At 41.2% G+C, this 25,622-nt stretch carries 24 protein-coding genes; 11 read left to right on the forward strand and 13 right to left on the reverse strand.

Annotated features, from left to right (window positions below):
- Positions 1-19 precede the first annotated feature (19 nt).
- On the forward strand, positions 20-361 hold the full coding sequence (locus H0913_RS04765) for a helix-turn-helix domain-containing protein (protein ID WP_154604502.1): 342 nt from the start codon (positions 20-22) through the stop codon (positions 359-361).
- 126 nt (positions 362-487) lie between these two features.
- Here H0913_RS04765 and H0913_RS04770 read toward each other — a convergent pair whose 3' ends face one another.
- The 7 genes from H0913_RS04770 to H0913_RS04800 form a co-directional block, all read right to left on the reverse strand.
- The gene (locus tag H0913_RS04770; RefSeq protein WP_181478070.1) at positions 488-1,303 is read right to left on the reverse strand and encodes a hypothetical protein; all 816 of its coding nucleotides are present in this window, start codon (positions 1,301-1,303) and stop codon (positions 488-490) included.
- Between the two features lie 30 nt (positions 1,304-1,333).
- Positions 1,334-1,855 carry a hypothetical protein gene (locus H0913_RS04775; protein ID WP_154604504.1) on the reverse strand — a complete coding sequence of 174 codons (522 nt, stop codon included), beginning with the start codon at positions 1,853-1,855 and terminating at the stop codon, positions 1,334-1,336.
- A 54-nt stretch (positions 1,856-1,909) separates the two neighbouring features.
- The gene (locus H0913_RS04780; protein WP_232368831.1) at positions 1,910-4,537 is read right to left on the reverse strand and encodes a fimbria/pilus outer membrane usher protein; all 2,628 of its coding nucleotides are present in this window, start codon (positions 4,535-4,537) and stop codon (positions 1,910-1,912) included.
- Between the two features lie 40 nt (positions 4,538-4,577).
- Positions 4,578-5,288 carry a fimbria/pilus periplasmic chaperone gene (locus tag H0913_RS04785; protein WP_181478072.1) on the reverse strand — a complete coding sequence of 237 codons (711 nt, stop codon included), beginning with the start codon at positions 5,286-5,288 and terminating at the stop codon, positions 4,578-4,580.
- A 59-nt stretch (positions 5,289-5,347) separates the two neighbouring features.
- Positions 5,348-5,929, reverse strand: coding sequence for a fimbrial protein (locus H0913_RS04790; RefSeq protein WP_181478073.1), 582 nt, complete (start codon positions 5,927-5,929; stop codon positions 5,348-5,350).
- 92 nt (positions 5,930-6,021) lie between these two features.
- Positions 6,022-6,321 (reverse strand): helix-turn-helix domain-containing protein, encoded by a 300-nt coding sequence (locus H0913_RS04795; protein ID WP_154604508.1) that lies wholly within the window; start codon positions 6,319-6,321, stop codon positions 6,022-6,024.
- Positions 6,322-6,842: 521 nt separating this feature from the next.
- Positions 6,843-7,442, reverse strand: a complete 600-nt coding sequence (locus tag H0913_RS04800; RefSeq protein WP_181478074.1) for an FMN-dependent NADH-azoreductase — start codon at positions 7,440-7,442, stop codon at positions 6,843-6,845.
- A 103-nt stretch (positions 7,443-7,545) separates the two neighbouring features.
- On the opposite strand from H0913_RS04800, the gene H0913_RS04805 reads away from it, so the two are divergent.
- The 7 genes from H0913_RS04805 (at position 7,546) to H0913_RS04835 (ending at position 14,550) form a co-directional block, all read left to right on the forward strand.
- A complete protein-coding gene (locus tag H0913_RS04805) occupies positions 7,546-8,457 on the forward strand; it encodes a LysR family transcriptional regulator (protein ID WP_154604510.1) in 912 nt (303 codons plus the stop codon).
- Positions 8,458-8,663: 206 nt separating this feature from the next.
- The gene (locus H0913_RS04810; protein WP_181478075.1) at positions 8,664-9,356 is read left to right on the forward strand and encodes a carbohydrate-binding family 9-like protein; all 693 of its coding nucleotides are present in this window, start codon (positions 8,664-8,666) and stop codon (positions 9,354-9,356) included.
- A 187-nt stretch (positions 9,357-9,543) separates the two neighbouring features.
- On the forward strand, positions 9,544-10,464 hold the full coding sequence (gene murQ / locus H0913_RS04815; RefSeq protein WP_154604512.1) for an N-acetylmuramic acid 6-phosphate etherase: 921 nt from the start codon (positions 9,544-9,546) through the stop codon (positions 10,462-10,464).
- Between the two features lie 53 nt (positions 10,465-10,517).
- On the forward strand, positions 10,518-11,882 hold the full coding sequence (locus H0913_RS04820) for a PTS transporter subunit EIIC (RefSeq protein WP_154604513.1): 1,365 nt from the start codon (positions 10,518-10,520) through the stop codon (positions 11,880-11,882).
- Between the two features lie 15 nt (positions 11,883-11,897).
- Positions 11,898-12,740 carry a MurR/RpiR family transcriptional regulator gene (locus H0913_RS04825; protein WP_154604514.1) on the forward strand — a complete coding sequence of 281 codons (843 nt, stop codon included), beginning with the start codon at positions 11,898-11,900 and terminating at the stop codon, positions 12,738-12,740.
- 6 nt (positions 12,741-12,746) lie between these two features.
- A complete protein-coding gene (locus tag H0913_RS04830) occupies positions 12,747-13,529 on the forward strand; it encodes a sulfite exporter TauE/SafE family protein (RefSeq protein WP_154604515.1) in 783 nt (260 codons plus the stop codon).
- 472 nt (positions 13,530-14,001) lie between these two features.
- The gene (locus tag H0913_RS04835) at positions 14,002-14,550 is read left to right on the forward strand and encodes a hypothetical protein (protein ID WP_154639422.1); all 549 of its coding nucleotides are present in this window, start codon (positions 14,002-14,004) and stop codon (positions 14,548-14,550) included.
- 185 nt (positions 14,551-14,735) lie between these two features.
- Here H0913_RS04835 and H0913_RS04840 read toward each other — a convergent pair whose 3' ends face one another.
- The 6 genes from H0913_RS04840 to fixA all read right to left on the reverse strand — a co-directional run bounded on the left by H0913_RS04840 (position 14,736) and on the right by fixA (position 21,026).
- Positions 14,736-15,647 carry a nucleoside hydrolase gene (locus H0913_RS04840; RefSeq protein ID WP_154604517.1) on the reverse strand — a complete coding sequence of 304 codons (912 nt, stop codon included), beginning with the start codon at positions 15,645-15,647 and terminating at the stop codon, positions 14,736-14,738.
- 606 nt (positions 15,648-16,253) lie between these two features.
- Positions 16,254-17,576 carry an MFS transporter gene (locus H0913_RS04845; protein ID WP_154604518.1) on the reverse strand — a complete coding sequence of 441 codons (1,323 nt, stop codon included), beginning with the start codon at positions 17,574-17,576 and terminating at the stop codon, positions 16,254-16,256.
- A gap of 97 nt (positions 17,577-17,673) precedes the next feature.
- Positions 17,674-17,961 carry a ferredoxin-like protein FixX gene (fixX, locus tag H0913_RS04850; RefSeq protein ID WP_154604519.1) on the reverse strand — a complete coding sequence of 96 codons (288 nt, stop codon included), beginning with the start codon at positions 17,959-17,961 and terminating at the stop codon, positions 17,674-17,676.
- On the reverse strand, positions 17,958-19,244 hold the full coding sequence (fixC, locus tag H0913_RS04855) for an FAD-dependent oxidoreductase FixC (protein ID WP_036954109.1): 1,287 nt from the start codon (positions 19,242-19,244) through the stop codon (positions 17,958-17,960). The genes fixX and fixC overlap by 4 nt, the downstream gene beginning before the upstream one ends.
- A 55-nt stretch (positions 19,245-19,299) precedes the next feature.
- Positions 19,300-20,241, reverse strand: a complete 942-nt coding sequence (locus H0913_RS04860) for an FAD-binding protein (RefSeq protein WP_181478076.1) — start codon at positions 20,239-20,241, stop codon at positions 19,300-19,302.
- An 11-nt stretch (positions 20,242-20,252) separates the two neighbouring features.
- A complete protein-coding gene (fixA, locus tag H0913_RS04865) occupies positions 20,253-21,026 on the reverse strand; it encodes a putative electron transfer flavoprotein FixA (protein ID WP_181478077.1) in 774 nt (257 codons plus the stop codon).
- A 527-nt stretch (positions 21,027-21,553) separates the two neighbouring features.
- On the opposite strand from fixA, the gene caiT reads away from it, so the two are divergent.
- From caiT to caiB, 3 genes are all read left to right on the forward strand, one after another.
- Positions 21,554-23,071, forward strand: a complete 1,518-nt coding sequence (gene caiT, locus H0913_RS04870) for an L-carnitine/gamma-butyrobetaine antiporter (protein WP_036954118.1) — start codon at positions 21,554-21,556, stop codon at positions 23,069-23,071.
- Between the two features lie 64 nt (positions 23,072-23,135).
- On the forward strand, positions 23,136-24,278 hold the full coding sequence (gene caiA, locus H0913_RS04875) for a crotonobetainyl-CoA dehydrogenase (protein WP_036954121.1): 1,143 nt from the start codon (positions 23,136-23,138) through the stop codon (positions 24,276-24,278).
- Positions 24,279-24,348: 70 nt separating this feature from the next.
- A complete protein-coding gene (caiB, locus tag H0913_RS04880; protein WP_154604522.1) occupies positions 24,349-25,569 on the forward strand; it encodes an L-carnitine CoA-transferase in 1,221 nt (406 codons plus the stop codon).
- The last annotated feature ends 53 nt before the right edge of the window (positions 25,570-25,622 follow it).

Here is a 25,622-nt window from a genome sequence, read left to right on the forward strand (position 1 = left end):
ACAGGGAGATATATAAAATATGAAGAGCGAAGATGAAGATAGTAAACCTGAAAATCATGTTTACTCCGTAATAATCGGTAGAGAACTGAAACGAATTCGTAAAAAGAAAGGTTTCTCAGGCTCTAAGGTAGCTAACCAATTAGGTATTTCACAGCAGCATTATTCGCGATATGAGTGTGGAAAATGCCGTATTTCTGTTGATACATTATTAAGTGTTCTCTTTATTTTAGATTTTGATTTTGGGGACTTTTTCAGTGAGTTAAGATTCCAGCTGAATAATGATTATCATGGTGAAATTCCAAATGTGAAGCTAAGTGATACTCACAAGGATATTGAAAGCTATTTTGATAAAACAAGTTAGGATATCAATTTGATATTATTAATATCTTTTCTTTATTTATTCTTTTCTACATTTATTTTGATTGTAAATCCGCCATTAGGCGGATTTTTTATATTAATGAGTGACTAATAGAATACGAGTTCAAGCTTACTGAATGGTCGTAATATATTCTGCATTCCAAATATATTCTCCTGCTTGACTTGGGCATGTTCCTTTTAGGTGAGTTTCAATCTGTTTCTCTTTTTGCCCTGCTGGCATTTGAATGACTTGGGGCTGAGTATTAAGAATACTTTGGTTATCAAGAACAATATCAAAATCATCAGGCAAATCATGAGATCTTACGGTTAAATCCATTTTTTTACTTTGTCCCATATATCCCACAAAGCCTACCGTTAATGGAATAACCGCTTCTAGATTGTCATTGGGTGAACAGGTTTTTAAATCAACAACTGCAGGTGCGCTGATATGTGGATATGCCATACTTGATGCATGTAAATTTACAATCGTATAGGTGAGAGTTGTTGGTCTAAACAGTATCTGGCCCCCGCTGTAATCATTTGTCACTATGCTACAGTATAAAACCCAGGTTTCATCATTAAATCCTGATAGGCTCGTGACATATGTAAGTCCATTAATTGAATTATCACCCCCAAAAAAATCGAGTACGGTAGCACTTCCATTAAGTTTAATTTTTCCATCATTAAAGGTCTCTGCATAGATCCCCAATCCATGACTATAAAAAACGGTTTTCATTTCCTCTAAGCTTGACCAGCATGCAGATCGTAATGGACCTGATGTGCCGTTGGGATTACTGTAATCTACTGCAAACCTAAACAATGTACTTCTATCTTTCGAGGTAATTTCTTCAATATATACATCTTTAGTTTCTTTTAGAATAAATGTCGTTTCTGCATAAAAAGATAGCGGAAATAATGAAATAATAAAAATAAATAACTGGCGCAATGTTGTTGACCTTACTGGTTAATTTGCAATTTACATCGGCTCGATAGTGACAGTAATCTGTCCATTAACGTCACCAACAGGGGTACTTGAAGTAGAGGCTACCTGCGGAACGACAGTGATTTCTGTCTTATCCCCATCTTTGGAGCTGTCTCTTTCCAAAGTTGCTGTTGTCGACGATAAATCAAGATAGTTTTCATCGAATTTTAAGCAGTAGCGCATAAAGTCAGCGTCCGTTTTAATACAGGAACCATCCGCTTCATTTGCTTTGAAGGTGTATTTATATTTGTCGGTTCCTGAACAGGTGGCGGTCAACGTGAATTTTTTAGAATAAGCGTCTAAGTCATTTCCGGTTAATTTACCATTGAATGCAGAACTCGGAATTTTATCTAAAGAAACCATCTCGGGGGCATCAAGTGTGCAGCCTGCCAAAACAGTCGCTTTTATTTTAACTAACGCACTTGCACTTTCCGCGCTGGCTAAGTTGATATTTGCGCCACCAACACAGGTGACGACCAAAATTAATTTTACGAGTTTATTGATAATTAAATTCATATTAAGCCTGTTATTTAAATAAATGATTAAAATAGTTTTGTTATTGACCAATGGTTATTGGCAATTAACATCGAATCGAATTAATGATTGCAGATCTGCATTTTCAGGTAACGAGTATGTGGCTTGGCACTGGTTTTCATCGTCATGTCCCCATTTAGCGGTTAATTCGCCAGAGGATTCGAGCCCAGATAAATAAACCTGTCCATCATCATTCACAATTGCTGTTTGGTGCCCAATCGAAACCAAGGTGCCGAAAGGCAAGCTTTTGCCATTTTTTACGATGTGAACTAGTGCGCGAGCACCTTGGCGAGTCACAAAGTTTGCTTTGACGATAGCGCCACGAGTAGGCACCGTCGTAAGAACGCTGTTTTCAATTTCCGTCTGTTCATCTAATTCGCTGCTATCTAGTGCAATGCGATTTAAACGATATGGCGTTGCGTAAGGCTTGATGGTGTAACCGAACCAATCTGTTTTCACACCACTGGTATGTTCAACAGGAATATCGCTCGCCCCCGGTGCGGAAATTAAAATGTTAGTCTCACCAAGGGGTTGGCTAAAAATGATACCGCCAGAGTGCAGGGTCACTGCACCAGAAATACCCGTTGAAACTTTACGGTAATCCTGACCATAGCTATAACCGATTTGAGTATTTCCATAGCCGCCTTGGTAGGCTAAGTTGATATTCCCATCATTCCCATTACTTGATGAATACCCTTGAGCAACGTTCCAATTCAGGTTTTGCTGAGCCAGTAAACTTCCGCTTAAACTGGTCTGCTGGACTAACTCTCCTTGGTTATCGTGGTTAACACTATAAGAGGCATACATTGACGGCGCTCCTTGAGGTAACCACTTCTGTAACGGGATGGATACCGTTAAGAAAATATTCCTATCCGTTGTTTTTACGTCGTATTGATCAACATTTTTATTTAATCCATACGAGAGCGTGTAATTAATATCGCCAATCTGGCTACTTAGCCCCGACTGTATGGAAACCGAACTGCCATTTCGCTCCCAAAAACTCTGGCGGACACCGGTTAAATAAATGGAACCAACCCCCGTTATCTTTTGTGAGATATTGGTCTGTATTCTTTCACGCTTATTATCGTAAAGATTAAAATAGTCGGTATTGTTGGTTTTCAGTTCGCCATTGGTATCAAGGGTTTCATTTTGTGATAGCCAACCAGACATCCGGTTTAGCGAGGTTTCTTGTAGGGTATAGTAGCCTCGGGTTGAGTAGCGATACCCTGTGAGTTGGAGATTCGTGCCGGTTTCAGGGAAAGCTCGTGCGTATAGAAAACGCAGTGACTGCCCTTGATAGCGGCTCCCATCGGTTAATTGGCTATTAGCATGGGTAATATCTGCTGAAAATGCCCCCCATGTCCCTAAGTTAAAGCCGGTACCTACCGCTCCTGCCAGATAATTTTTGGCATATTGAACGCCGCCATACAGCGTGGTTAATGAAGATGCTCCCCAGATAAGCGTCGTTTCTCCAAATTGAGTCGTATCATAGTGGCTGTTATCTGAGCGAAACTCACCGGCTGTCAGGCTATAACTCATTCGACCTTCTCGTAATAACACCGGAACAGAGGAATAAGGCACAATAAATGATTGAATATCGCCGTTAGCTTCAAGAATACTGACTTGCAAGTCACCACTCGAGCTCATGGCGTTTAAGTCGGTAATGGCAAACTCACCAGGTGCCACATTAGCTTGGTAGATTAAATAATCATTTTGGCGAATTTCAATGGTCGCATTACTGTTTGCTACACCACGGATAATCGGCGAAAACCCTTGTTGACTAGACGGATACATACTTTCATCAGTTCGCAATTGTGCGCCACGAAACGTCAGTGAATCGAAAACGGTGTTATTGGTTGAACTATCCCCTAATACTAAGCGGCTTCGCCAAGGGATGATCCCACGCTCGACATAGCTGTTGAGATGTTGCCAGTTATTTTCTTGATTATGTTTGCTTTTATAGCTGGTCCATGTGCGGTTATCACGGTATCTCCAGCTCCCTAAATTGACGCCATTTCTTAGATTCAAGTAGATGTTTTTACTAAAATCGTGCTGATATTGGTTATCTGTGACACCTAATGTATAGCTGGTAAATAATGCATTAATTCCTTCATCCCATTGGTTTGTTGGAATTTCATCTTTGGCTAAATTGTTTAACGCTATCTGTGGAATACTGATATTTAATTTCATTTTTGGAAAATCAAATTCAGTGCTCGCATTAGGGATCAATTGCGCCAGAGGAATACATTGATGGTTGTCCGATTGCAGCAATGGAAGGCTATCAATATTGACTCCCAGCTCAGCCAGTTCCTGTGGCGTTAACAGTGGAATTAACCCTGTTTGGTCTGCTACGAATTTAGGTAATTTGTCATCATGTTTTTGGCAATCTTGTGCTTTGACAAAGGTAATATTTCTTCTGTACTTGAGATTGCCATTCAATGAAACATCAACGTCATAGGTTCCGGGTAATTGTGAACCTTGGCTTTCGAAAGTACTTAAATCAGCAATATGCTCTGAATCGATAGAGATCAAAGAAGGTGGAAAATAGTAGTTTTCTCCCTCTTGGGCATGAGAGCTTGGTATTACAAAAAGGCAGATAAATAAGTATGAGGGTCTCAAATGGTTATTGATGATTTTTTTGTATTTTTTTAGTGAAACGAACATAGAAAACCTTATTCCCATTTGAAATAAAATAGATTAATTCTTAATTGAAAATGGCTGGTTTTGGCGAAGTGATCCCACCAAAGTCATTAATTGAACTAAACATCAGTTTACTGGTGTCAAATCCTGCTGGTGCATTAACCTCAATATGACTAAATGGCGCGATCATCGTTGATGGTAATTCATTATTTCCTGAACGAAGGTCAGTTAAGGTCATGTAATACGGTGATGGATTTGATATTTTAATTTTCTGGTTATCAATCTTGCTAAATCGGATAAGGTTTTCAGCTTCCTTTGGTGTGATTTTTAATCCTTTTGGTCTAACAAAAAGTTTAACTCGAGTTACAGCGGCAAGGATTAATGCATTCTTATCAGCTAATTCATTTCGATCAATGGATGGAATGGCTTTTACATTAAAATAAAATAGCGATTCTTTATCTTTCGCTAATTGTTCACCCGCATAAACTAGTCGAATGGTATTTTCATTTTTTGGTGCACTAGTAAATAAAGGTGGCGTGGAAATAAAATCGCTTATTTTATTTCCTTTGGAGTCCTCAATCCAAGTTTGAACTAGAAAAGCTGATTTATCTGAGGTATTTCGAATACTGGTAGTAATTTGCTTACTTTCTTGCGGGTAAATAATTCGGGTACTATCAAGTGTAATTCCACCCGCTAAACAAAGTGAAGAAAAACCAAAATAGAATAGTGAAACCAGCCATTGATAATAATGACTTGCTTTAGGTAACGAAAACATAAAAACTCCGGATATAAATAATGCGCACCCGCTATGACACGGGTGCTAAGACAGAAATATTACTGATAAGTAATCGTGAACTTGGCAGATGCGTTAGCAGAACCCGCAGTCACTTCATTTGCTAATGCGATGTACTGTGCTTGGAAGCGTAATGTACTGTCACCTTCATTCAGCTTAATAGCATCCGTTGCTTTTGAGCCATTAACAGTTACTAACTTGTTGTTTTGTAAAATTTGGATACCCACGCCAGTTGCGGTTGTTTGCCCACTTTGAGATGCTACTGGAGCAAGGATTTTTTCTTCGTTAAGAATGGTAGTACCATCAAAAGTCAGAGAGGCGTTTTTAAATGTTTCAGTTGCACATCCGGTTAATTTAATATCAAAACCAACAGGTGATGACACCGAATCTTTGCCATCAAAACCATCTTGGCGGTATTGACCTAAATTAACTGTTTGTGAAGCATCGTCGTTATCAATAACACAAGGTGTGTTCACAATTGTACCAGTAAAATTAACAATACCACCGCCAACAGTCACTGGAGCTAATTCTTCTGGAGCACTAGGACCTTCTTCTGCTGCAAATACATTTGCAGATAAAGCTAGAGAGATAGGTAATGCGATAGCGATTAACTTAAGTTTCATTATATTACTTTCCATTAGATAAAATTTTAAAAGGGTTTATTTCTTGTTTGGTGCTTGCATTCAAAATAAAGCATGCACTCCGAAAAATACATTTATGTATTTTTGAGATTGCCTACATGAATTACACCGTCTGTTTCTAGCTCATCAATTAGCAAATTGAAAAGTCTATTTTGTTCTGGCTTTATTACCTTGCTACTGAATTCATCGAAGGGGATGTTTAATACATTTAAAAGTCTTAAAATATTTTCAATACTTAATGTCGATATTCCTCTTTCATATCTTGATATTTGTTGCTGACTGATTGATATTAATGATGCTAATTCTTTTTCAGATAATCCTTTGCTTATCCTTGCATTTCTAATAAATATTCCTATTTTTTCATTTAGTTTCATTATATTGATAATTAGTTAATTACCTAGGTTGGTTAAATATGAGTTGTATAATTGGATGATTTCAAAACGAGGCGAATTGTAGATAGGTTAAATAATGATGTAAATACTCAAAATATGATGAAATATAATGTTACATTCAAAAGAAATAAAAAACCTAGAATATCGGCTAGTAAATTACTCTTTTTATGAGTTAAATTTTAAGTTAAATAAAATAATTTTTTGATAATGACGTAGATCAATAAATAAAATCTATTTATTAATCCTGAAATGAAACAAAATGATACAATATATAATATTTGCTTTCATTTTGCTCTTTTGATTACTCAATATGAGAGTTTTTATGGTGTACAGTATTGCGGTGTCGTTTGTTTTTATAAAGAAATAAACTATTCAAATTTTAATTAATACAATACATTAGATGAAAATTAACAGTTGTAAGTAAGTATTTTTCGTTAATTAAATGAAAACAAAATCCCCACGGATTAAATAATGTAGAGTGGGGATTTATTTAATTATGAAACTTAATGATGAATGAGAAGCATTAATTGTTGTTGAGCTTTGGCGAGTCCTGCCTCATAACCTTCGGGTTTCATATCTAAACCTTCTGCATAGACAAACTGAACATCGTTAATACCCATTAACCCTAATACAGAGTTTAAATAAGGGGTAATTGCATCGGTCTCTTGCCCATAATGAATGCCGCCTCGAGCACTAAACACCAGCGCTTTGACATTTTCTACTAACCCCAGTGGGTAGGTTTCGGTATAGCGAAAAGTTTCTCTAGCACGAACTACTAAATCAAACCAATTTTTCAATTCAGTTGGTACATTGAGATTGTACATTGGCGCACCAAGGAGAAGTAAGTCACTCTCTTTAAGCTCTGCAATCAGTTGGTCAGAAAGCTCTGCTGTATTTTTTAAATCAGGATTGCTAATTTCCGCGCCTCTTAATGCTGCGAAACGGGCTTGATTGAGAACGGGTAATGGGTTTTCCGCCACATCACGTTCGATAACACAGTCTTGATAGCCTTGGGCTTTACGTTCATCCAGATATTGCTGAATTAAGGTATTGGTTTGCGATTGTGCACCGTTAATACTGGATTTGATAACTAAAATTTTCATCGAATTGTTCCTTATCAACTTAGGATGTGGCCAGTATATCTGGCTTGATAAGTTGACAATGAGTGATATTCTTTCCTTATATTGTTTCCAATCGAGCACCAATATGAACAAGTTAGATTTGAACTGTTTACCTATTTTTATTGCTGTGGTTGAAAGCGGAAATTTTACCGCGGCATCTGAACGGCTACATGTAACGCGTTCAGCAGTGAGCAAAAGTATTTCGCGTTTAGAAAATAGCCTAGGCGTTTCATTGTTTCAGCGGACTACCCGTCAGCAAACATTAACAGATGATGGAATGGTACTTTATGAATATGCGAGTCATGCGCTGAATTCTCTGCAAGAAGCGTCAAATTTCTTGGAAAGTGGCAAACGTAATGTTGAAGGGAAAGTCTGTATTACCGCGCCTCGGCTATTGGGAAACTTATATGTTGTCCCGCTGCTGATTGAGTTAATGAGCCTTTACCCTAAATTGGAAATTGAGACGTTATTGAATGACCGGAATGTGGATTTACAGCAAGAAGGGGTTCATGTTGCAGTGCGAGTGGGGCAACTGGCTGATTCAAACCAATTGATTGCACATGAAATTGGCCACCATAAAATGATTTTTTGTGCCTCCCCCGATTATTTAACGGCAAATGGTACGCCGACAGCACTTTCAGAATTAGAAAAGCATCAACTTATAGCCTACACACAAGGCGGACACATTTTGCCTTGGCAAGTGTATGACAGAGCTCAGCAAGAGCACCGCTATTTACCCACCAGTAAATTGGTTATGGACGATATGCAAACAATTATGTTGGCGGCAATTCAAGGGGCGGGAATTGCGTATTTACCACAGTGGTTGGTGCAAGAAAAAATAGACTCGGGGCAGCTTGTTGAGGTTTTATCTGACTATCAAAGTGTTCGTTACCCAATTTCTGTCGTGTGGGTCGCAACGTCCTTTCTACCGCTAAAAATAAGAGTGGTTATCGATGCGATTCGTGAAAAGTTAGCCTTAAATTTAAGGTCAGAATAGTGAAATTATAAACAGTGAGCCTCTTCACAATGTGAGGGTTTTTATTGAACATGCCTTGCTCTTGGTGAAATTTTAATTCTATATTCGTTATATGTTATGAAATTTAATTTCTTTGTGGTTGTAAAGAATACTGTCATAACGATTCCGTTATAAAAAACACCATGATGTTATTCGCACATTATAAAACCGATAAAGTGAGGCAAGGCATGAAATTAACCACCCTATTTGCAGCAACAACCTTGTTAGTGACCGCCAGTGTAGCGGCAAAAGAGTACCCCATTCATCATACTGTGCAGATTAATTCCCTTGAAGATGCTCAAAAAGCAGCGGTTTGGGAGCAGGCTGAAGTGCTCACTGACTTTATCTATCCGTGGGAAAATGAGACACCACCAAAAACCGATTTCCGTGCATTATGGAGCGATAATGCGCTCTATTTTCGCTTTATTGCGGATGATAAAGACATTCAGCTAGGCAAAGACGCTGATAAAGATCAGGTGGTATTGGGCTCAGATCGCGTGGAATTATTCTTTGCAACCAGCCCTGAATTAAAACCTTATTACACGGCTGAAATGGATCCATCAGGTCGTACATTTGATGCGAAAGCCAATTTTTACCGCGAAGTGGATCCAAGCTGGAATTGGCAAACACTGAAAACGGTTGGGCAAATTACCCCTGAAGGTTATGTGTTAACGGGGAAAATCGATCTGGATGAATTCACTAAACTGAATCTTTGGCAAGATAATGACAAGAAAACCTTGATGTGCGCCATTCTGCGCGGCGAGTTTAGTGCTGGTGAGCCTAAGCAAGTGCGTAAGTGGATCAGTTGGATCAAGCCAGATTCAGTGAAGCCAGACTTCCATATCCCTTCCGCTTTCGGAAGCTGTAAGCTCGTCAAATAACCCTCATCCGGTGGTAGCCTTAAACGGTTTATAACGTTGCCACCGGTTCTTTCACACTTTTTCATGTTGTTGTTGTGAGACCAGTCACGTAAATCATCACAAGTGAATAACTTGTTATGATTAGGATTGAAATTAAAATTCATAGATAGTATTTTTTAATGAAATATAGTTTCAGTTGAGGTGTGCCATGTCAGTAACCGAAAATACGCTTAGTGATTGTTTGAACAATGAACTTAACCAGGACACATTGCAGTTTTCTCGCTTAGATACCTTATCGATGTTAACGGTGATCAATCAGGCTGATAGCACGGTCGCAACGGCATTGCAGTCTGTGCTGCCGGAACTCGCCAATGTGGTAGATGTGATTGCGGATCGTTTAAAACAAGGCGGGCGGATCTTTTATGTGGGTGCTGGCACCAGTGGGCGACTGGCAGTATTAGACAGTGCAGAGTGCCCACCAACATTTGGTACATCGCCAGAAATGGTGCAATCGATTATTGCGGGCGGTCATTCAGCTATGTTGAAAGCCGTTGAAAATATTGAAGACTCAACGGAAGCGTCGGTGAAAGAGCTACAGGTACGCGGCGCAACGGAAAAAGATGTGATTATCGGCATTGCGGCAAGTGGACGAACGCCATTTACCCTAGCTGCGATTGAATATGGTAATCAAATCGGGGCATTAACCGTGGGGGTAACCACCCGTGGACACGGTTTGCTCAGTGATTTAGCGCAGTATGCCATTGCGCCGGATGTGGGGGCGGAAGTACTTTCTGGCTCCACGCGCATGAAAAGCGGGACTGCACAGAAAATGATTTTAGGCATGCTAAGCACCTGTGTCATGGGGCGCTTAGGGCGAATTCATACCAATTTAATGGTCGATGTGATGGCGAGTAATATTAAATTACTGCGTCGTGCTGAACGTATTGTAGGGGAAGTGTGCGGGATTGATGTAGACACTGCAGCAGCATTATTGAAGCAAGTGGATTACCACCCGCGTCGTGCCATTTTAATGAATGAATTGAATATTACTGCACAACAAGCGACAGAGATTGTTCAGCGCAACCCGAATACCAGCTTGGATTCGATGCTAAACAGTCACAGTGAATAGCGTAAAACATAACATAAACAGAGTCATAACTCAGTCGACACCGGGGAAATCCTATGGCTAATAAGATAGAACATCTGGAAGTGCTCGCCAGAGAAATAGAAAAATATGCGGGCGGGTTTGAAAACGTGGGTACCTTAACCCACTGTATGACGCGTATCCGTCTGGTTTTAAAAGATAATAGTAAATTTGATGCAGATGCACTCAAGCAAGTGGAAGGCGTGAAGGGCGTTGTCTTTAACGGTGAACAACAGCAAGTGATTGTGGGTATGGGGACGGCGGCGAAAGTCTTCTCTGTGATGAATAAAAGAATGCAAAACAGCGGTGTAGCGAATGATGAAAGTACGCCATCAGCGCCAGAGAAAAAATCGTTCTCTATCCGCCGTATGCTGAATACATTAGCCGCAATTTTTGTCCCAACCATTCCCGCGCTAATTGGTTGCGGTCTAATTATGGGGCTGATTAATATTGTGCGTTTAGTGGCGCCGGGAGTGGTTGAGCAGTTCCCAGAGCTGTTTAAGTTATTAAAGCTGATCGGTAGCGCCGTGTTTACTTATTTATCTATCATGATTGGGGTAAATACCGCGAAAGAGTTAGGCGCATCTACATCAATAGGTGCGGTGATGGCAGGGCTTTTAGCGATGCCAGGCTTGGCCGATATCACCTTATTTGGTGAAAAACTCCAACCAAATAGCGGCGGAATTTTCGCGGTGCTGATGGTGGTGGTGTTCTCCTCTAAATTTGAAGTGTGGTTTAGAGGTATCATCAAAGAGAGTTTGGATCTGATTGTGACGCCATTTGTGACGATTTTAGTCTCAGCAATGGTGGCGTTAGTCGTCTTCCAACCTGCGGGTCATTATCTGAACCAAGTGTTGGCGCAAGGGGTTTCTGTGGCGTTGCTGAGTAGTGGCGGCGGGGCAGTCGCAACGGGCGGTATCTTAGGTGGCAGCTTCCTGTTCTTATTATTAACTGGTCTGCACCAAGGTTTGATCCCCATTCACGCGGAAATCCTACAAACTTTTGGTTTGAACTATTTATTCCCGATCTTAGCCATGGGCGGAATGGGACAAGTCGGTTCATGTTTCTGGGTGTTCCTGAAAACCAAGAATCAGCGTTTAAAGAAAACCTTAGTGGGGGCATTACCCGTCGGTATCTTCGGTGTGGGTGAGCCATTACTGTTCGGGGTTTCCTTACCGCTGGGTAAACCGTTTATTGCAGGCTGTATCGGTGGGGCCGCGGGCGGTGCGCTGATGGCGTTCTTCCATGTGGGTATTATCATTCCATTTGGTACCGCGGGTTTATCCTTAATTCCGCTGGTGGGTGATGGGCAAATTCTGGATTTTCTGATTGCGGTAGCAGGCGCATGGATTGTCGGTTTCATTGCCAGTATGATAATAGGCTTCAACGATCCAGAAAAATAATAAGAAGGTATAGCCATGTCAGCACTGACAGTAAAATTGGAAAGCTTATTGACGAGAGGCAAAGGCACAGAGCAGCGTATTGCAAAGTTTTTGCTGGAATATCGCGATAGCCTTGTGGCAATGAATGCCGCTGAATTGGCTCGTGAGGCTGGCGTGAGCAGTGCATCCGTCATTCGTTTTGCAAGGCAAATGGGCTACCGTGGCTATCCTGAATTTAAAGTCGATTATTTATCTGACGAGAAGCAACACAAAGCGGAAAGTTTGTATGGCAATCTGAGCCGTAATGATGATACGGCTCAGATTATCGCTAAATCTGGGCAGTTATTTATTAGCGCCATTGAAAAATCTTTAGAACTGTTAGAGCCCGCCGCGGTTGATGCCGTCGCGCAAAAATTGGTTGAAGCCAAGCGCATTGTGCTATTTGGTATTGGCTCGTCAGCGATTGTGGCGAATGATATTTTCCATAAACTTATTCGCGTTAATAAATCGGCGTTATTTAGCCCTGACTTGCATGTGCAATTGAGCTATTCGGCAAATTTAGGTGAAGGGGATCTCGCCATCGCCGTGACAGCAAGGGGCAATACGCCAGAAATTAACCGAATGCTGAAGTCGGCACATGAAAATGGCTGTACGACGATTGCTTTAACGCGCTTTGGGCAAGATGATGCGGCGCGTCTCGCGGATTTAACGCTGCCATATTACTATGATGAACAACACTCTCAGCTGGGAGTGATCACGCCTCAAGTGTTGCAGATGGTGATATTCGATACGCTATTTTTCAAATATTTAACCCTTGCCAATGAAGATGCAGACATCGCATTGCAAAAAGGTCGACAAGCCGTTACTCAGGCAGGATAAACCACCATGATTGTCACAGAGTTAGCCATCGGCGCACTGATTGGCTTGATTATAAGCACAACCGGTGTGGGCGGTGGTGTGATTGTTTTACCCATACTGACTTACTTTTTTGGGCTTAATGCCTTAGCCGCAGTGGCAACTGCTAACTTTCTCTCTATGTTGATGAAGGTCTCTTCGTCATACATGCATTTTCGCTTAGGCAATATTCCACTAAAAGGGGCATTGATAGTTTTGGCGATTATGTTGCCAAGTACGTTTTTATCCAGCCTGTTTGTGACGTGGCTAGGCAGTATCCCTGCTTATGAAAAACAGGTGGAGTGGGGCATTAATGTGTTGGTCTCCGCTGCCATTATTTTTTCATTGTATTTATTTATTCAACGGATGTTTTTTGCTAATCCGCGTAAAAAAGTTGCCGTGAAAGAAAATCAATTGAAAGCGATGGCAATCCCAGCGGTATTGGCGGGGATAGTATTAGGTGCAACAGGGGTTGGCGGCGGAGTCGTGGTTCTGCCAATGTTATTGCGTTATATGGATTTAAATATCAAGCAAGCCATTGGTACATCGATTGTGGTGACGACCGTGTTATCAGGCTCTTCGGCGCTAGCTTATGCGCAAGATGGTCACACGGATTTAAAACTGGCATTAATTTTGTGTGCAGGGGCACTGTTAGTGATGCCGCTGGCAAAATATTTACTGGTGAAATTGTCTGAACGGACTTTCCAATATATTACGTTACTGCTGATTTTATGCAGTGCGGTGATGATGACTTGGAAAGTAATTATGCCGTAAAGATGAAATAATTATTTTTCTTGCTCGCCAACGTTCTTTCATTAGTCTGAAATTGATAGTTTAAATATGGTTATATTTAAACTATCAATGTTATTTTTCATTTGCTCCCCATCTAAAAAAGAAAATCAATTTTTAATATAAAAATAAATATAATTGATTTTTTATTTGTTTAATTGAAAAGATATTATCATTAATAAAATGTTGGTCTATAATCAATTTTGATTTATTAATAATGAGTCTATTTTTGATTTTCATGGAGTGGTTTTTATTATTGAATTTTAATTCATGGCGCTATCTTTTTTGTATGTGTAATAATTGATGTTGTTTCTTTGTTTTAAACAATTGATATTGAATTAGATGCTCTTATAAAGATACGGTTTTTAATTAATTTAAAATTGCGATTTGTATTTTGGAAAACATGTTATTTATTTTTCAAGAGTATTGAAAAGCATCAATCCCAAATGATTATATTATGAAATATCAGTTAACCCATACGTATAGCCGTTCAACACAGTTTTATGGTGTTGAAACAAATTTAAGCCTAGATCAATTTCAACAAGCTTGTGCTTATATTCAGTTAATTAGAGATAAGCTCCCGAGTTTTTCATCTTCGGATGATTGCCTAGTTGAGTGTGAAATTCTTTTTCTTCTTCAGATGTTTTATGGCGTCATGCCATTATATGAAAATAGTGAATTAGATGCGATTGTTGATGTTCACCATAACTGGGAATGTTATGTCATTGGTGGGAATTTGGCGTTAATAAACCAATATGCGATATGTAATGCAAGCATTATTATGCTGGAATTTCTTCGCTATAAATTACAGACAAAACTCAATATTGATTCTAATGAAAAAATAAAAGTTGATTTAGCTCGGATAGATTCCTTATTAAGCGGCCATTTTTTAAAAAAAGAATGGGAATTGAGAGATGTTTATGGAAATGATCTTACGGGTATTCAATTTTTAATAAGCGATAAAGTTGAATTAATCTCTAAAGAACCGACAGAAGCTGAAATCTAGCCAGATGAATTTTTTAGTTTACGGAAAGTAAAAAAGCGTCACTCGATGAAGTGACCCCCAATAGTTGAATAACCAATTGCTGGGGGGCTTTTTATGCCAAAATACAATCGTGATGTAAAAATTATTATTTCAATAGATGCGTATCAGAGATTCTGAGTATTTACCTTGTTGAGGTAAGCTTTATCTCAAAGAGTTAAAATACGCTCTGCAATTAAAGACATCAATTTCGATGCATCGACATCAGTAATAATTTTACAATTCATCGTTTCTAAACCGTGATGAGTAACATTAGGTGTGGTAGCAAAACTATGGCCAAATAATCTTTTGGACTCATATTCAATAGTGATTGAACCCTCAACACCTGAAAAAATTTCAGGGTGAATTAGGTAGGCAATAACGCAGGGGTCATGAAGGAAAGGATCAAATTCGGCATATCTTCGGCACATTTCTGCCACGGTCTGAGCAATAACACCCCCTTTTTCCAAAGCAGTACACAAACCCGCTCTTATATCAGCTTTGCTTGTTACATCCAAACCAAGCATAGTGATATGCCGCGCACTATCAAAAACAATATGAGCAGCATGAGGATCGACATAAAAATTAAACTCAGCGGCTGGTGTTATATTTCCTTGTGTAAATGCAGCGCCCCCCATGACAACAATATCTTTTACATTATCAACTAATTTTGGTTCTTTAATGATAGCTAAAGCAATATTGGTGAGGGAGGCTATTGTGCATAATGTTATTTCACCAGGATTTGACATGACAGAATCAATAATAAAATCTACCGCGTGACCAGAATCATTGTGGTGCTCAGATTCAGGTAGGAGTACCCCAGCTAGCCCATCTGAACCATGAACATTAGTTTTATTTCCGGTTTTGCTCATTAATGGACGATCACAGCCTTTAGCGAGAGGAATATCTAACCTATTCGCTAATGTCAGTAATTTTTTTGCATTACAGTGAACCTTTTCTAACTCTACATTCCCAGCGACTGTCGTTATCCCGATTATTTCTATTTCAGGTGATGCCATAGCGAGAAAAATAGCCACTGCATCATCAACTCCAGGATCACAATCTATTATTATTTTATGCATTTTTACTCCTTGATTTATATTTTATTAATTAGAAAGGTGAAAGTATTAATAATTAAATCTAAAGGTTATATTTAAATAATCTGGTTTTAGAACGTATGAAAGCTAAAGATAGAAGAGTTGCAAGAATCAAAATAGAGAAAATCTACCTAATGAGATCTTTTTGGTTAAAATTGCGACTTTAATAAGTTATATAGATTATCAGAAATTGAAGTTTAAAATTAACGTGTTATTGCGTAAATAATTGCATGAATGATTAAAATCTAACGATATTGAAATATATTAATCTAAAAGATGCTGTTTTGTTGATCATTTTTTAAAGGATAACCCTAGAAATGTGAATTTCATCGCATTTATCAACTATTTATCGGGCGGGGTTATTTTTTTCATGAGGAAATAAAACGTAAATCAAGAGAAATCAAATAGTATTATATTTTGTTTTTAATGGCTGATTTTAATTAATCAGCTGGGTATTTTTATTCAAAATAGGGAGGCGTTGTCTATTTACCTGTTTTCTACAAAGAATACTCTTTTACATTCATGTTCGTGTGAACAAGAATAAATAGCATGTCTTTTTCTGCTTGATTAATCGTAATAACTAACAAAAGGCTATTTTCTTTTCACTATGCTCATCTTGGAGGTTTGCGCTAGAGTTAACCCTTTGGTTTCTGGCGCAAATAGGATAGAAACCACTAAGCCAACTAACGAAACGCCTGCCCCCATGAGTACCACATGGCTAATGCCATATTCGTGAATAAAGACAGGCAGTGCCCACGTTGAAAAAATGGTTCCGATGCGGCTTATGGACATAATCACGCCAACAGCGGAAGCGCGAATATCGGTCGGGAAAAGTTCGTTCGGATATAGCCATTGTAATATCCCTGGCCCGCCAGAAAAAAAAGCGTAGATACCGAACATAATGATCACCAAGCAGATCCCTAGGTTGGAGAATAAACCGAGGATCGCCAGTGCGCAGGTCATAATCGCAAAGCTGCCTATCAGTAATGGCCTTCTGCCCATTCGGTTGAGCCAATACATTGCAGGTAAACAGCCGAGCATAAAGAATAGGCTAATGACGACATTGCCGAGCGCGGCATTTTTCCCTTGATCCCAACCAAGTTCCCCGACAATTTGTGGGCCAAATGTGTAAATGGCAAACATAGGGATCACTTGGCAAGTCCAAATCGTCGCGGTGAATAAGACAAAGGAGAAGTGTCGTTTGGTAAAAATATCGATAAAGCGGGTTTTCTTTTGTTCTTCTGCCTCAAATACCACAGGTTGACCAAATAATTTGGTCATCATCTTTTGGCATTCTTGATGTCGGCCTTTGCGGATCAGCCAAAGTGGCGATTCAGGTAAATCAAAGCGACCGATTAAAATCACGATGCAGGGGATTACGGCACTACCGAGCATCCAGCGCCAGCCACCTTCAATATCATATAAAGCATAACCCACAAGGTTGGCGCAAGTGGCGCCGACGTACCACATTGCCGCAATAAACCCGACAGCAAAAGCGCGCTGTTTAGTATTAGAGAACTCGGTGATCATCGACGTGGCTATCGGGTAGTCAGCCCCGATGACAATGCCAATTAAAAAGCGCATTAGCAGAAGCTGTAAAGGCGTTGAAACAAACATCGTGGCGACGGAGATTGCACCAATGGCCACAATATCAATCAGGAACATTTTACGGCGACCGACTTGGTCGCAGATATAGCCAAATAAAGAGGTACCGATAAACAGCCCCGCTAACGTGGCCGCACCGAGTAAACCAATCCACTCATTACTTAAATTAAGTACTGGAGTGAGCTGCTCTAAGGCAACGCCAATGAGGACTAATACGTAACCGTCAAGAAAAGGCCCACCGCTGCCCCACAACATAATGCGGCGGTGGACTGAGGAAAACTGGATGTCATCAAAGCTTTTAGGTTGCATAGTCGTTACCTGCATTAGCGCAATAAAATAAAAAAAAGCTCTCGAAGCAACATAACTTTATGGGATAACTTCGCTTCGAGAGTAAGCGCTAGCTATATCAGCCGTATCGAAACTCAATACCGAAGGTACCGCGTGGATATTCCCATTTTTCCAGTGCGCTACCAAGACCCAGAATGCGGCATGTCCCACATTCAAGACAGCCGGCATAATCAAAACGTACCGAGCCATCATCTTGTTTTTTATACAAACCTGCTGGGCAGGCTTTGGTTAATATTTCGAGTACCGCCATATCAGGTTGCTCTTTGATAACGATATGGGGGATCTCTTCATCGACATTAAATTTGTTAATACCGAGTTTGACATCAACGTTTACGGGAGCACTCATATCGCTCTCACTCCTTTAATTCCGTCTTTAATTAGGTTCATAAAGCCGACTTTTTTCGCATGTTGCAGCATGGTTTTGCGCAGAGGCACTGGGGCTTCATCTGAGATGGTGAACAGTTTTTTGGCAATACCAAGTGCCATCTCCGGGTATGCGGTAAACATGCGCGGGTTATCTAAGAATTCAGGCATTCTTTGGTAGGCTTTCATATCGCGCAGTGGGCCTTGTTCCAGCAAGGTGAGGTATTCGCTTAGGCCTTGCTTGCTAAAGTCCTCTTTTTTCATTGCGCTGAGTACAGCTTGAGCTGCGGCTTCACCTGAGGCGACGGCTAAATCCATACCGCGAATGGTAAAGCCTAAGTTCATGCACATACCTGCTGCATCCCCAGCAACAAGAACACCATCCCGAACCAGTTCAGATTGCATTTTTAAACCCGCTTCAGGCACCACATGGGCGGCGTACTCAATCATTTTTCCGCCTTCAATTAATGGTGCGACAGCAGGGTGCTGTTTAAAATCTTCGAGCATTTGTGGAACGGATTTTTTGGCATCTTTAATGTGGTGTAGACCACACACCAGCCCTAACGAAATCGTATCTTCGTTGGTATAAAGGAAACCACCGCCCATCAGTCCATCGGTTGGCGAGCCTGCAAATAGCCACGCAACGCCCTCATTACCTTGGAGGTTGAAGCGGTTTTGTAAAACGTCTTTTGGCAGCTCAATCAGTTCTTTGACGCCGACAGCGACATGCTCGGCACTGACGCGTTTTGTCATGCCTAATTGTTCTGCTAGAAGGGAATTTACGCCGTCGGCTAGGATCACCACTTTGGCTTCGAGTACATCACCGTCAGCTTCGACGCCAACGACTTTGCCATCACGTTCAACCAGTTTATCAACGCGGATCCCTGTGATGCACTGTGCGCCTGCATTTTCAGCTTGTTCAGCCAACCATGGATCCAGTTTTCCACGCAGGATGGACCATGAGGTTTCTTCGGGTTTTTGCGGGTCACCATTTTGGTAATCCACCGTCATTGCACCGGTTTCGGTCATAAAAGAGAGCTTTTCGTGGGTGATCATGCGCTCAATAGGCGCTTCTTTGGTAAACCCAGGAATGATCCGCTCTAAACTGTGAGCATACATGCGCCCACCTGTTACGTTTTTGCCGCCCGCATAGTTTCCTCTTTCAATTAGGAGAACTTGAGCACCTTCACGGGCAAGTACCAGTGCAGCAACTGAGCCAGCTAGACCAGCTCCTACTATGATTGCATCAAAAATATCATCGGACATAGTGTCTCCAAACTTAATGCAGTAGTGAGGGAGTTCCCCCCACTACTTAGGATGTTTATTTGGCCAGTTGCTGAGTCAGTGCTGGAAGAATTTTAAAGAGATCCCCAACAATTCCGTAGTCTGCAAATTGGAAGATAGGGGCATTTTTGTCTTTGTTGATGGCTACGATTGTTTGAGCGCCATTAGCGCCAACCATGTGTTGGATCTGCCCTGAAATACCGACTGCAAGATACAGTTCAGGTTTGATCATTAGGTTGGAAATACCTACATAGCGTTCATGCTCCATCCATTTTTCGTTTTCAGCCACAGGACGGGAACACGCAATTTCAGCACCAATGGAATCCGCTAATGCTTTAGCAATGGCAATATTTTCTTGGCTACCGATGCCTCGACCCACACTGACCACAAGGCGTGCTTTGTCTAACTCAACGGAGTTACCGGCTTTTTGCTGAACCGAGGTACGTACAATAGATTGTTTCGGTTCAATCCATTGTGCAACTTGGGCTGTGCCGCTAAGTGATGCATTACTTGATGCGGCATCAAAAGTCCCAGTCGCCACTGTGGCGATGGAAAATGAGCTGCTTAATGTTTCACTGCCGAACGCTAAACCGCCATAGACCATGTGCTTGATAACCGGTTTGTTATCTTCAATGACGACAGTGGCTGCATCATTCGAGACTGCGGCTTGCAGTCTTGCGCCTAAACGCGCCGCCAATAGTTTTCCACGACGTGTATTTGGCAGTAACAGCAGTCCGGTATCACCATGTTGCTTGATCACATCGACGACGGTATCTGCATAATCTTCGATAATACGGTCATCCGGTTTGCCGGATAATTGAATAACTTGGTTTGCACCGAGTTGAAAAGCTTGCGTGGTTTGCGCGTCATCCAATGCGATAACGTTGACATGTTCACCAAGAGTCTGTGCGCCGCCGATCAGTTCAGGTAAGCGAGAAGCCATGTCACTCAGTACCCAAACGGTTGATAATTTGCTCATAACTCCCCCTATTATTTAATGATTTTTCTTAAGTGTTCAGCGAACTGTGCAATTTGGTCATCGCCATCGCCTTCAATAATGATGCGTTGACGAACTTTTTGTTTTGGTGCAGCAATCGACTGAGTCGATAACGCCGCGACATCACCAAGACCGATATCAGCAGCCGTCCATACTTGAACAGGCTTTTTCGCTGCACCTAAAATGGCTTTCATCGATGGAATAACAGGGACGTTAATGTCTGAAGTCACTGCAATAACCGCAGGTAGTGGAATGGATAACGTTTCGATTTCGTCTTCGAGCTCACGTTCAACAACAATGGTATCTGGTGCAATAGAGAGGATTTTTTTGACCCCATTAATAGCAGGAACTTGCAGCTCTTCTCCCATTAAAATACTGACTTGCTGGGCGTTGAGGTCAGCGGAGCCATCACCGCACAGAATCAAATCAAAGCCGACTTTTTTGGCTGCGGCACTAAGAGCAATAGCACTTTGATGAGGCAGGGCATATTCGAATTGGTCTTCAACCACTACGACTAATTCATCGGGGCCACGGGATAAAACGTCTTTACGACCTTTCATGTTAGTCAGTGCTTTGCCACCAATACTTAACGCAATAACTTTACTTTCTGGTTGCTGCGCTTTTATTTGATTAGCAGCTTCAATGGCATTTAAATCATATTGACTAATTTTAGTGTCAGCGCGAGAAAAATCTAAAGAACCATCTGAGCTATTAACAGCAATATCTTGTTCATCAGGAACAGATTTGTAGCATGTAATAATATTCATTACATCTCCTAGAATAAAATAAGTGGAACAGTTGTGGTTTAATATTTATATGAGTATCACGAACTGGATATTTAAAAATAAAACCTACATCACCAATATTGAACGCCTTAAATTAAAGCGGGTTTAAATATTCATACTGTTACATTACTCACCAATACTGTAAAAATCATCAAGTTAGCAAGCTAATGTTCAATATTGCTATCCTAATCACCAATACTGAATGAGTTTAATAACATTAACCTAACATTATATTTTACTGCTTTGTTTTTATTGATTTATTATTTTATTTTTAACGTGGAAGTTAATAACAAATCTTTATCACGAATAATATTGTGACCTTAATAACAGAATTGTTATTGGTGAGTCGACATGATTCAAATAGTAAATAAATTAATTAATCTTTAATTGGCTATTGATAATAAGTAATTGGGCATATTTAAGAGGCGTTTATTTAGAAGTCATTAAATGAATGTTAAATATTTATTGTTTTAAAACTTATGTATTAAATAATAAATTGGAATAGACCTATGAGCAAAGAAAATAAAAAGGTCGGAATAGAACCGAAAGTTTTTTTCCCACCATTAATTATTGTCGGGTTACTGTGCTGGCTAACAGTACGTGATCTTGATGCATCAAACGAAGTGATTAACCAAGTCTTTAGCTATGTCACCAATGTCTGGGGATGGGCATTTGAATGGTATATGGTCATTATGTTTGGTGGTTGGTTTTGGTTAATTTTCGGACCTTATGCGAAGAAACGTTTAGGGGATGAAAAACCAGAATTTAGCCGAGCTGGCTGGATTTTTATGATGTTCGCATCTTGTACTTCAGCCGCGGTGCTGTTCTGGGGATCGATTGAAATTTATTACTATATTTCATCGCCGCCGTTTGATTTTGCACCTTATTCTAATGAAGCCAAAAGTATCGGGTTAGCTTACAGCTTGTTCCATTGGGGCCCGCTGCCGTGGGCAACTTACAGCTTCCTCTCTGTTGCTTTCGCTTACTTTTTCTTTGTTCGTAAAATGGATGTGATCCGCCCAAGTAGTACGCTGGCTCCGCTGGTGGGTGAGAAGCGTGCCAATGGCTGGTTTGGAACCATTATCGACAACTTCTATTTGGTTGCATTGATCTTAGCGATGGGAACCAGCTTGGGTCTGGCAACACCGCTGGTGACTGAATGTATTCAATATCTGTTTGGTATTCCACATACCTTGCAGCTCGATGCGATCATTATCTTCTGCTGGATCATCCTCAATGCAGTGTGTGTAGCATTTGGTCTGCAAAAGGGGGTGAAAGCCGCCAGTGATGTACGCAGCTATTTAAGTTTCTTAATGCTTGGATGGGTGCTTATCGTCAGTGGTGCGAGCTTTATCGCTAACTATTTTACAGACTCCGTCGGCGTATTATTAATGTATATGCCACGCATGCTGTTCTATACCGATGCCGTTGGCAAAGGTGGATTCCCTCAAGGTTGGACTGTGTTCTATTGGGCTTGGTGGGTTATCTACGCGATTCAAATGTGTATTTTCCTCGCACGCATTTCCAAAGGACGTACTGTTCGTGAATTATGTTTAGGTATGGTTGCAGGCTTAACCGCAGGTACCACCTTAATTTGGACCATTCTCGGCAGTAACACGCTACAACTGATTGATAAAAACGTCATTAACATTCCTAAGTTGATTGAAGAGTTCGGTGTTGCACGAGCCATCATTGAAACTTGGGCCGCTTTACCTTTGAGCACTGTAACAATTTGGGGCTTCTTCATCCTCTGCTTTATCGCCACTGTCACACTGATTAACGCCTGTTCATACACTCTCGCGATGTCGACTTGTCGCGCAGTGAAAGATGGAGAGGAGCCACCGTTATTAGTGCGTATTGGTTGGTCTGTTCTTGTCGGCGTGATTGGCATTGTCTTACTGGCATTAGGCGGACTGAAACCAATTCAAACAGCGATTATTGCCGGAGGATGCCCACTTTTTTTCGTGAACATCATGGTAACGCTCTCCTTTATTAAAGATGCAAGAGTGCATTGGAAAAACGATTAATTTACTCAGAAACAATTTCACTTAGAAACAATATTTCAGAAACAACATTGAAGAGGTTATTGATATGGATTTTAGATTGAATGATGAGCAGGAACTGTTTGTCGCAGGGATCCGTGAACTGATGGCAAGTGAGAACTGGGAAAGCTATTTCGCCGAGTGTGACCGCGAAAGCAAATACCCAGAGCGTTTTGTAAAAGCCTTAGCGGATATGGAAATCGATAACCTGCTGATCCCCGAAGAGCACGGTGGCTTAAATGCGGGGTTTATTACGGTTGCTGCGGTATGGATGGAATTAGGTCGCCTTGGTGCTCCTACTTATGTTCTATACCAATTACCGGGTGGTTTTAATACGGTTCTGCGTGAAGGAACTCAAGAGCAAATCGACAAAATCATGGCGTTCCGTGGTACGGGTAAACAGATGTGGAACTCCGCTATTACTGAACCGGGCGCAGGTTCTGACGTTGGTAGCTTACAAACGACATACACTCGCCGTAATGGAAAAGTGTACTTAAACGGTAGCAAATGCTTTATCACCAGTAGTGCGTACACCCCATACATCGTGGTGATGAGCCGCGATGCAGATTCACCGGATAAACCTGTTTTCACTGAGTGGTTCTTAGACATGAGCAAGCCAGGTATCAAGGTGAACAAACTTGAAAAACTGGGTCTGCGCATGGATAGCTGCTGCGAAATTACGTTCGACAACGTGGAACTTGATGAAAAAGACATGTTTGGTCGTGAAGGCAACGGCTTTAACCGTGTGAAAGAAGAGTTTGACCATGAACGTTTCTTAGTGGCATTGACCAACTACGGTACAGCAATGTGTGCGTTTGAAGATGCGGCGCGCTATGCCAACCAACGTGTTCAATTTGGTGAAGCCATCGGTCGTTATCAATTAATTCAAGAAAAATTTGCACATATGGCGATCAAGCTCAATTCGATGCGCAACATGTTATATGAAACTGCATGGAAGAGTGACAACGGTTTAATCACCTCTGGTGATGCGGCAATGTGTAAATACTTCTGTGCAAACGCAGCATTTGCAGTTGTGGATTCAGCAATGCAAGTCCTCGGTGGTGTGGGTATTGCGGGTGAACACCGTATCGCACGATTCTGGCGCGACCTGCGTGTGGATCGTGTATCAGGCGGTTCAGATGAAATGCAAATACTGACATTAGGTCGTAGCGTACTGAAACAGTATCGCTAATCGAGGTTGGTCGTTGATTGATCTCCTGAGATTTTCGGGAGATCACTTTAGTTTCACAGGAGATGAGAAAATGGCAGAGCATTTACCAATGCCCGAGTTTGGCCCGCTATCTGGGGTTAGGGTGGTATTTTCAGGGATTGAAATTGCAGGCCCATTTGCCGGACAAATGTTCGCAGAATGGGGCGCGGAGGTTATTTGGATCGAAAACGTCGCATGGGCTGATACCATTCGTGTTCAACCTAATTACCCGCAACTATCTCGCCGCAATCTACGGGCGCTATCGCTGAACATCTTTAAAGATGAAGGTCGAGAAGCGTTCCTTAAACTGATGGAAACGACGGATATTTTTATCGAAGCCAGTAAAGGCCCAGCCTTTGCGCGCAGAGGGATCACCGATGAATTATTGTGGGAGCATAACCCGAAATTGGTGATCGCCCACTTATCAGGCTTCGGACAATACGGCGACCCGCAATACACCAACCTTGCGGCGTATAACACCATTGCGCAAGCATTCAGCGGTTATTTAATTCAAAACGGTGATAAAGACCAGCCAATGCCGGCATTCCCGTATACCGCAGACTATTTTTCTGGCATGACCGCCACCACCTCTGCTTTAGCGGCACTGTATAAAGTTCAAAAAACAGGTAAAGGCGAAAGCATTGATATTGCCATGTACGAAGTGATGTTGCGTATGGGGCAGTATTTCATGATGGACTACTTTAACGGCGGCGAAATTTGCCCACGCATGACGAAAGGAAAAGACCCGTATTATGCCGGTTGTGGGCTTTATAGCTGTAAAGACGGTTATATCGTAATGGAGATTGTGGGTATTACTCAGATCCAAGAAATCTTCAAAGATATTGGTCTTGCTCACTTATTGGGTACACCAGAAATTCCTGAAGGCACGCAGCTCATTCACCGTGTTGAGTGCCCGTATGGCCCACTTGTTGAAGAAAAATTAGATGAGTGGCTAGGTGCGCGTGACATTGATGTTGTTCTAGCGCGCTTGGCGGAGCTGAATATTGCCAGCGCCAAGGTACTTACCATTCCAGAATTAGAAACCAATCCACAATATATTGCCCGTGAATCCATCACCAGTTGGCAAACCATGGACGGGCGTACCTGTCGTGGTCCAAACGTGATGCCAAAATTCAAAAATAATCCGGGGCAAATCTGGCGTGGTATGCCATCTCACGGCATGGACACGTCGGATATTCTGCAAAACATTGGTTATAACGAAAATGATATTAGGGGGCTGGTCGAGAAAGGGCTGGCTAAAATTGTTGAGTAATTCAATGACTATTCAGTTCAATCATTCCTGTTGGACTGAATAGACATTAGGGA

The organism is Providencia rettgeri (assembly GCF_013702265.1).
Classification (GTDB): domain Bacteria; phylum Pseudomonadota; class Gammaproteobacteria; order Enterobacterales; family Enterobacteriaceae; genus Providencia; species Providencia zhijiangensis.

Bases quoted from the DNA above. Each gene is read 5' to 3' on its own strand.
- H0913_RS04765 (WP_154604502.1), top strand. From the start codon at position 20: ATGAAGAGCGAAGATGAAGATAGTAAACCTGAAAATCATGTTTACTCC.
- H0913_RS04775 (WP_154604504.1), bottom strand. From the start codon at position 1,855: ATGAATTTAATTATCAATAAACTCGTAAAATTAATTTTGGTCGTCACC.
- H0913_RS04780 (WP_232368831.1), bottom strand. From the start codon at position 4,537: ATGTTCGTTTCACTAAAAAAATACAAAAAAATCATCAATAACCATTTG.
- H0913_RS04785 (WP_181478072.1), bottom strand. From the start codon at position 5,288: ATGTTTTCGTTACCTAAAGCAAGTCATTATTATCAATGGCTGGTTTCA.
- H0913_RS04790 (WP_181478073.1), bottom strand. From the start codon at position 5,929: ATGAAACTTAAGTTAATCGCTATCGCATTACCTATCTCTCTAGCTTTA.
- H0913_RS04795 (WP_154604508.1), bottom strand. From the start codon at position 6,321: ATGAAACTAAATGAAAAAATAGGAATATTTATTAGAAATGCAAGGATA.
- H0913_RS04800 (WP_181478074.1), bottom strand. From the start codon at position 7,442: ATGAAAATTTTAGTTATCAAATCCAGTATTAACGGTGCACAATCGCAA.
- H0913_RS04805 (WP_154604510.1), top strand. From the start codon at position 7,546: ATGAACAAGTTAGATTTGAACTGTTTACCTATTTTTATTGCTGTGGTT.
- H0913_RS04810 (WP_181478075.1), top strand. From the start codon at position 8,664: ATGAAATTAACCACCCTATTTGCAGCAACAACCTTGTTAGTGACCGCC.
- murQ (WP_154604512.1), top strand. From the start codon at position 9,544: ATGTCAGTAACCGAAAATACGCTTAGTGATTGTTTGAACAATGAACTT.
- H0913_RS04820 (WP_154604513.1), top strand. From the start codon at position 10,518: ATGGCTAATAAGATAGAACATCTGGAAGTGCTCGCCAGAGAAATAGAA.
- H0913_RS04825 (WP_154604514.1), top strand. From the start codon at position 11,898: ATGTCAGCACTGACAGTAAAATTGGAAAGCTTATTGACGAGAGGCAAA.
- H0913_RS04830 (WP_154604515.1), top strand. From the start codon at position 12,747: ATGATTGTCACAGAGTTAGCCATCGGCGCACTGATTGGCTTGATTATA.
- H0913_RS04835 (WP_154639422.1), top strand. From the start codon at position 14,002: ATGAAATATCAGTTAACCCATACGTATAGCCGTTCAACACAGTTTTAT.
- H0913_RS04840 (WP_154604517.1), bottom strand. From the start codon at position 15,647: ATGCATAAAATAATAATAGATTGTGATCCTGGAGTTGATGATGCAGTG.
- H0913_RS04845 (WP_154604518.1), bottom strand. From the start codon at position 17,576: ATGCAACCTAAAAGCTTTGATGACATCCAGTTTTCCTCAGTCCACCGC.
- fixX (WP_154604519.1), bottom strand. From the start codon at position 17,961: ATGAGTGCTCCCGTAAACGTTGATGTCAAACTCGGTATTAACAAATTT.
- fixC (WP_036954109.1), bottom strand. From the start codon at position 19,244: ATGTCCGATGATATTTTTGATGCAATCATAGTAGGAGCTGGTCTAGCT.
- H0913_RS04860 (WP_181478076.1), bottom strand. From the start codon at position 20,241: ATGAGCAAATTATCAACCGTTTGGGTACTGAGTGACATGGCTTCTCGC.
- fixA (WP_181478077.1), bottom strand. From the start codon at position 21,026: ATGAATATTATTACATGCTACAAATCTGTTCCTGATGAACAAGATATT.
- caiT (WP_036954118.1), top strand. From the start codon at position 21,554: ATGAGCAAAGAAAATAAAAAGGTCGGAATAGAACCGAAAGTTTTTTTC.
- caiA (WP_036954121.1), top strand. From the start codon at position 23,136: ATGGATTTTAGATTGAATGATGAGCAGGAACTGTTTGTCGCAGGGATC.
- caiB (WP_154604522.1), top strand. From the start codon at position 24,349: ATGGCAGAGCATTTACCAATGCCCGAGTTTGGCCCGCTATCTGGGGTT.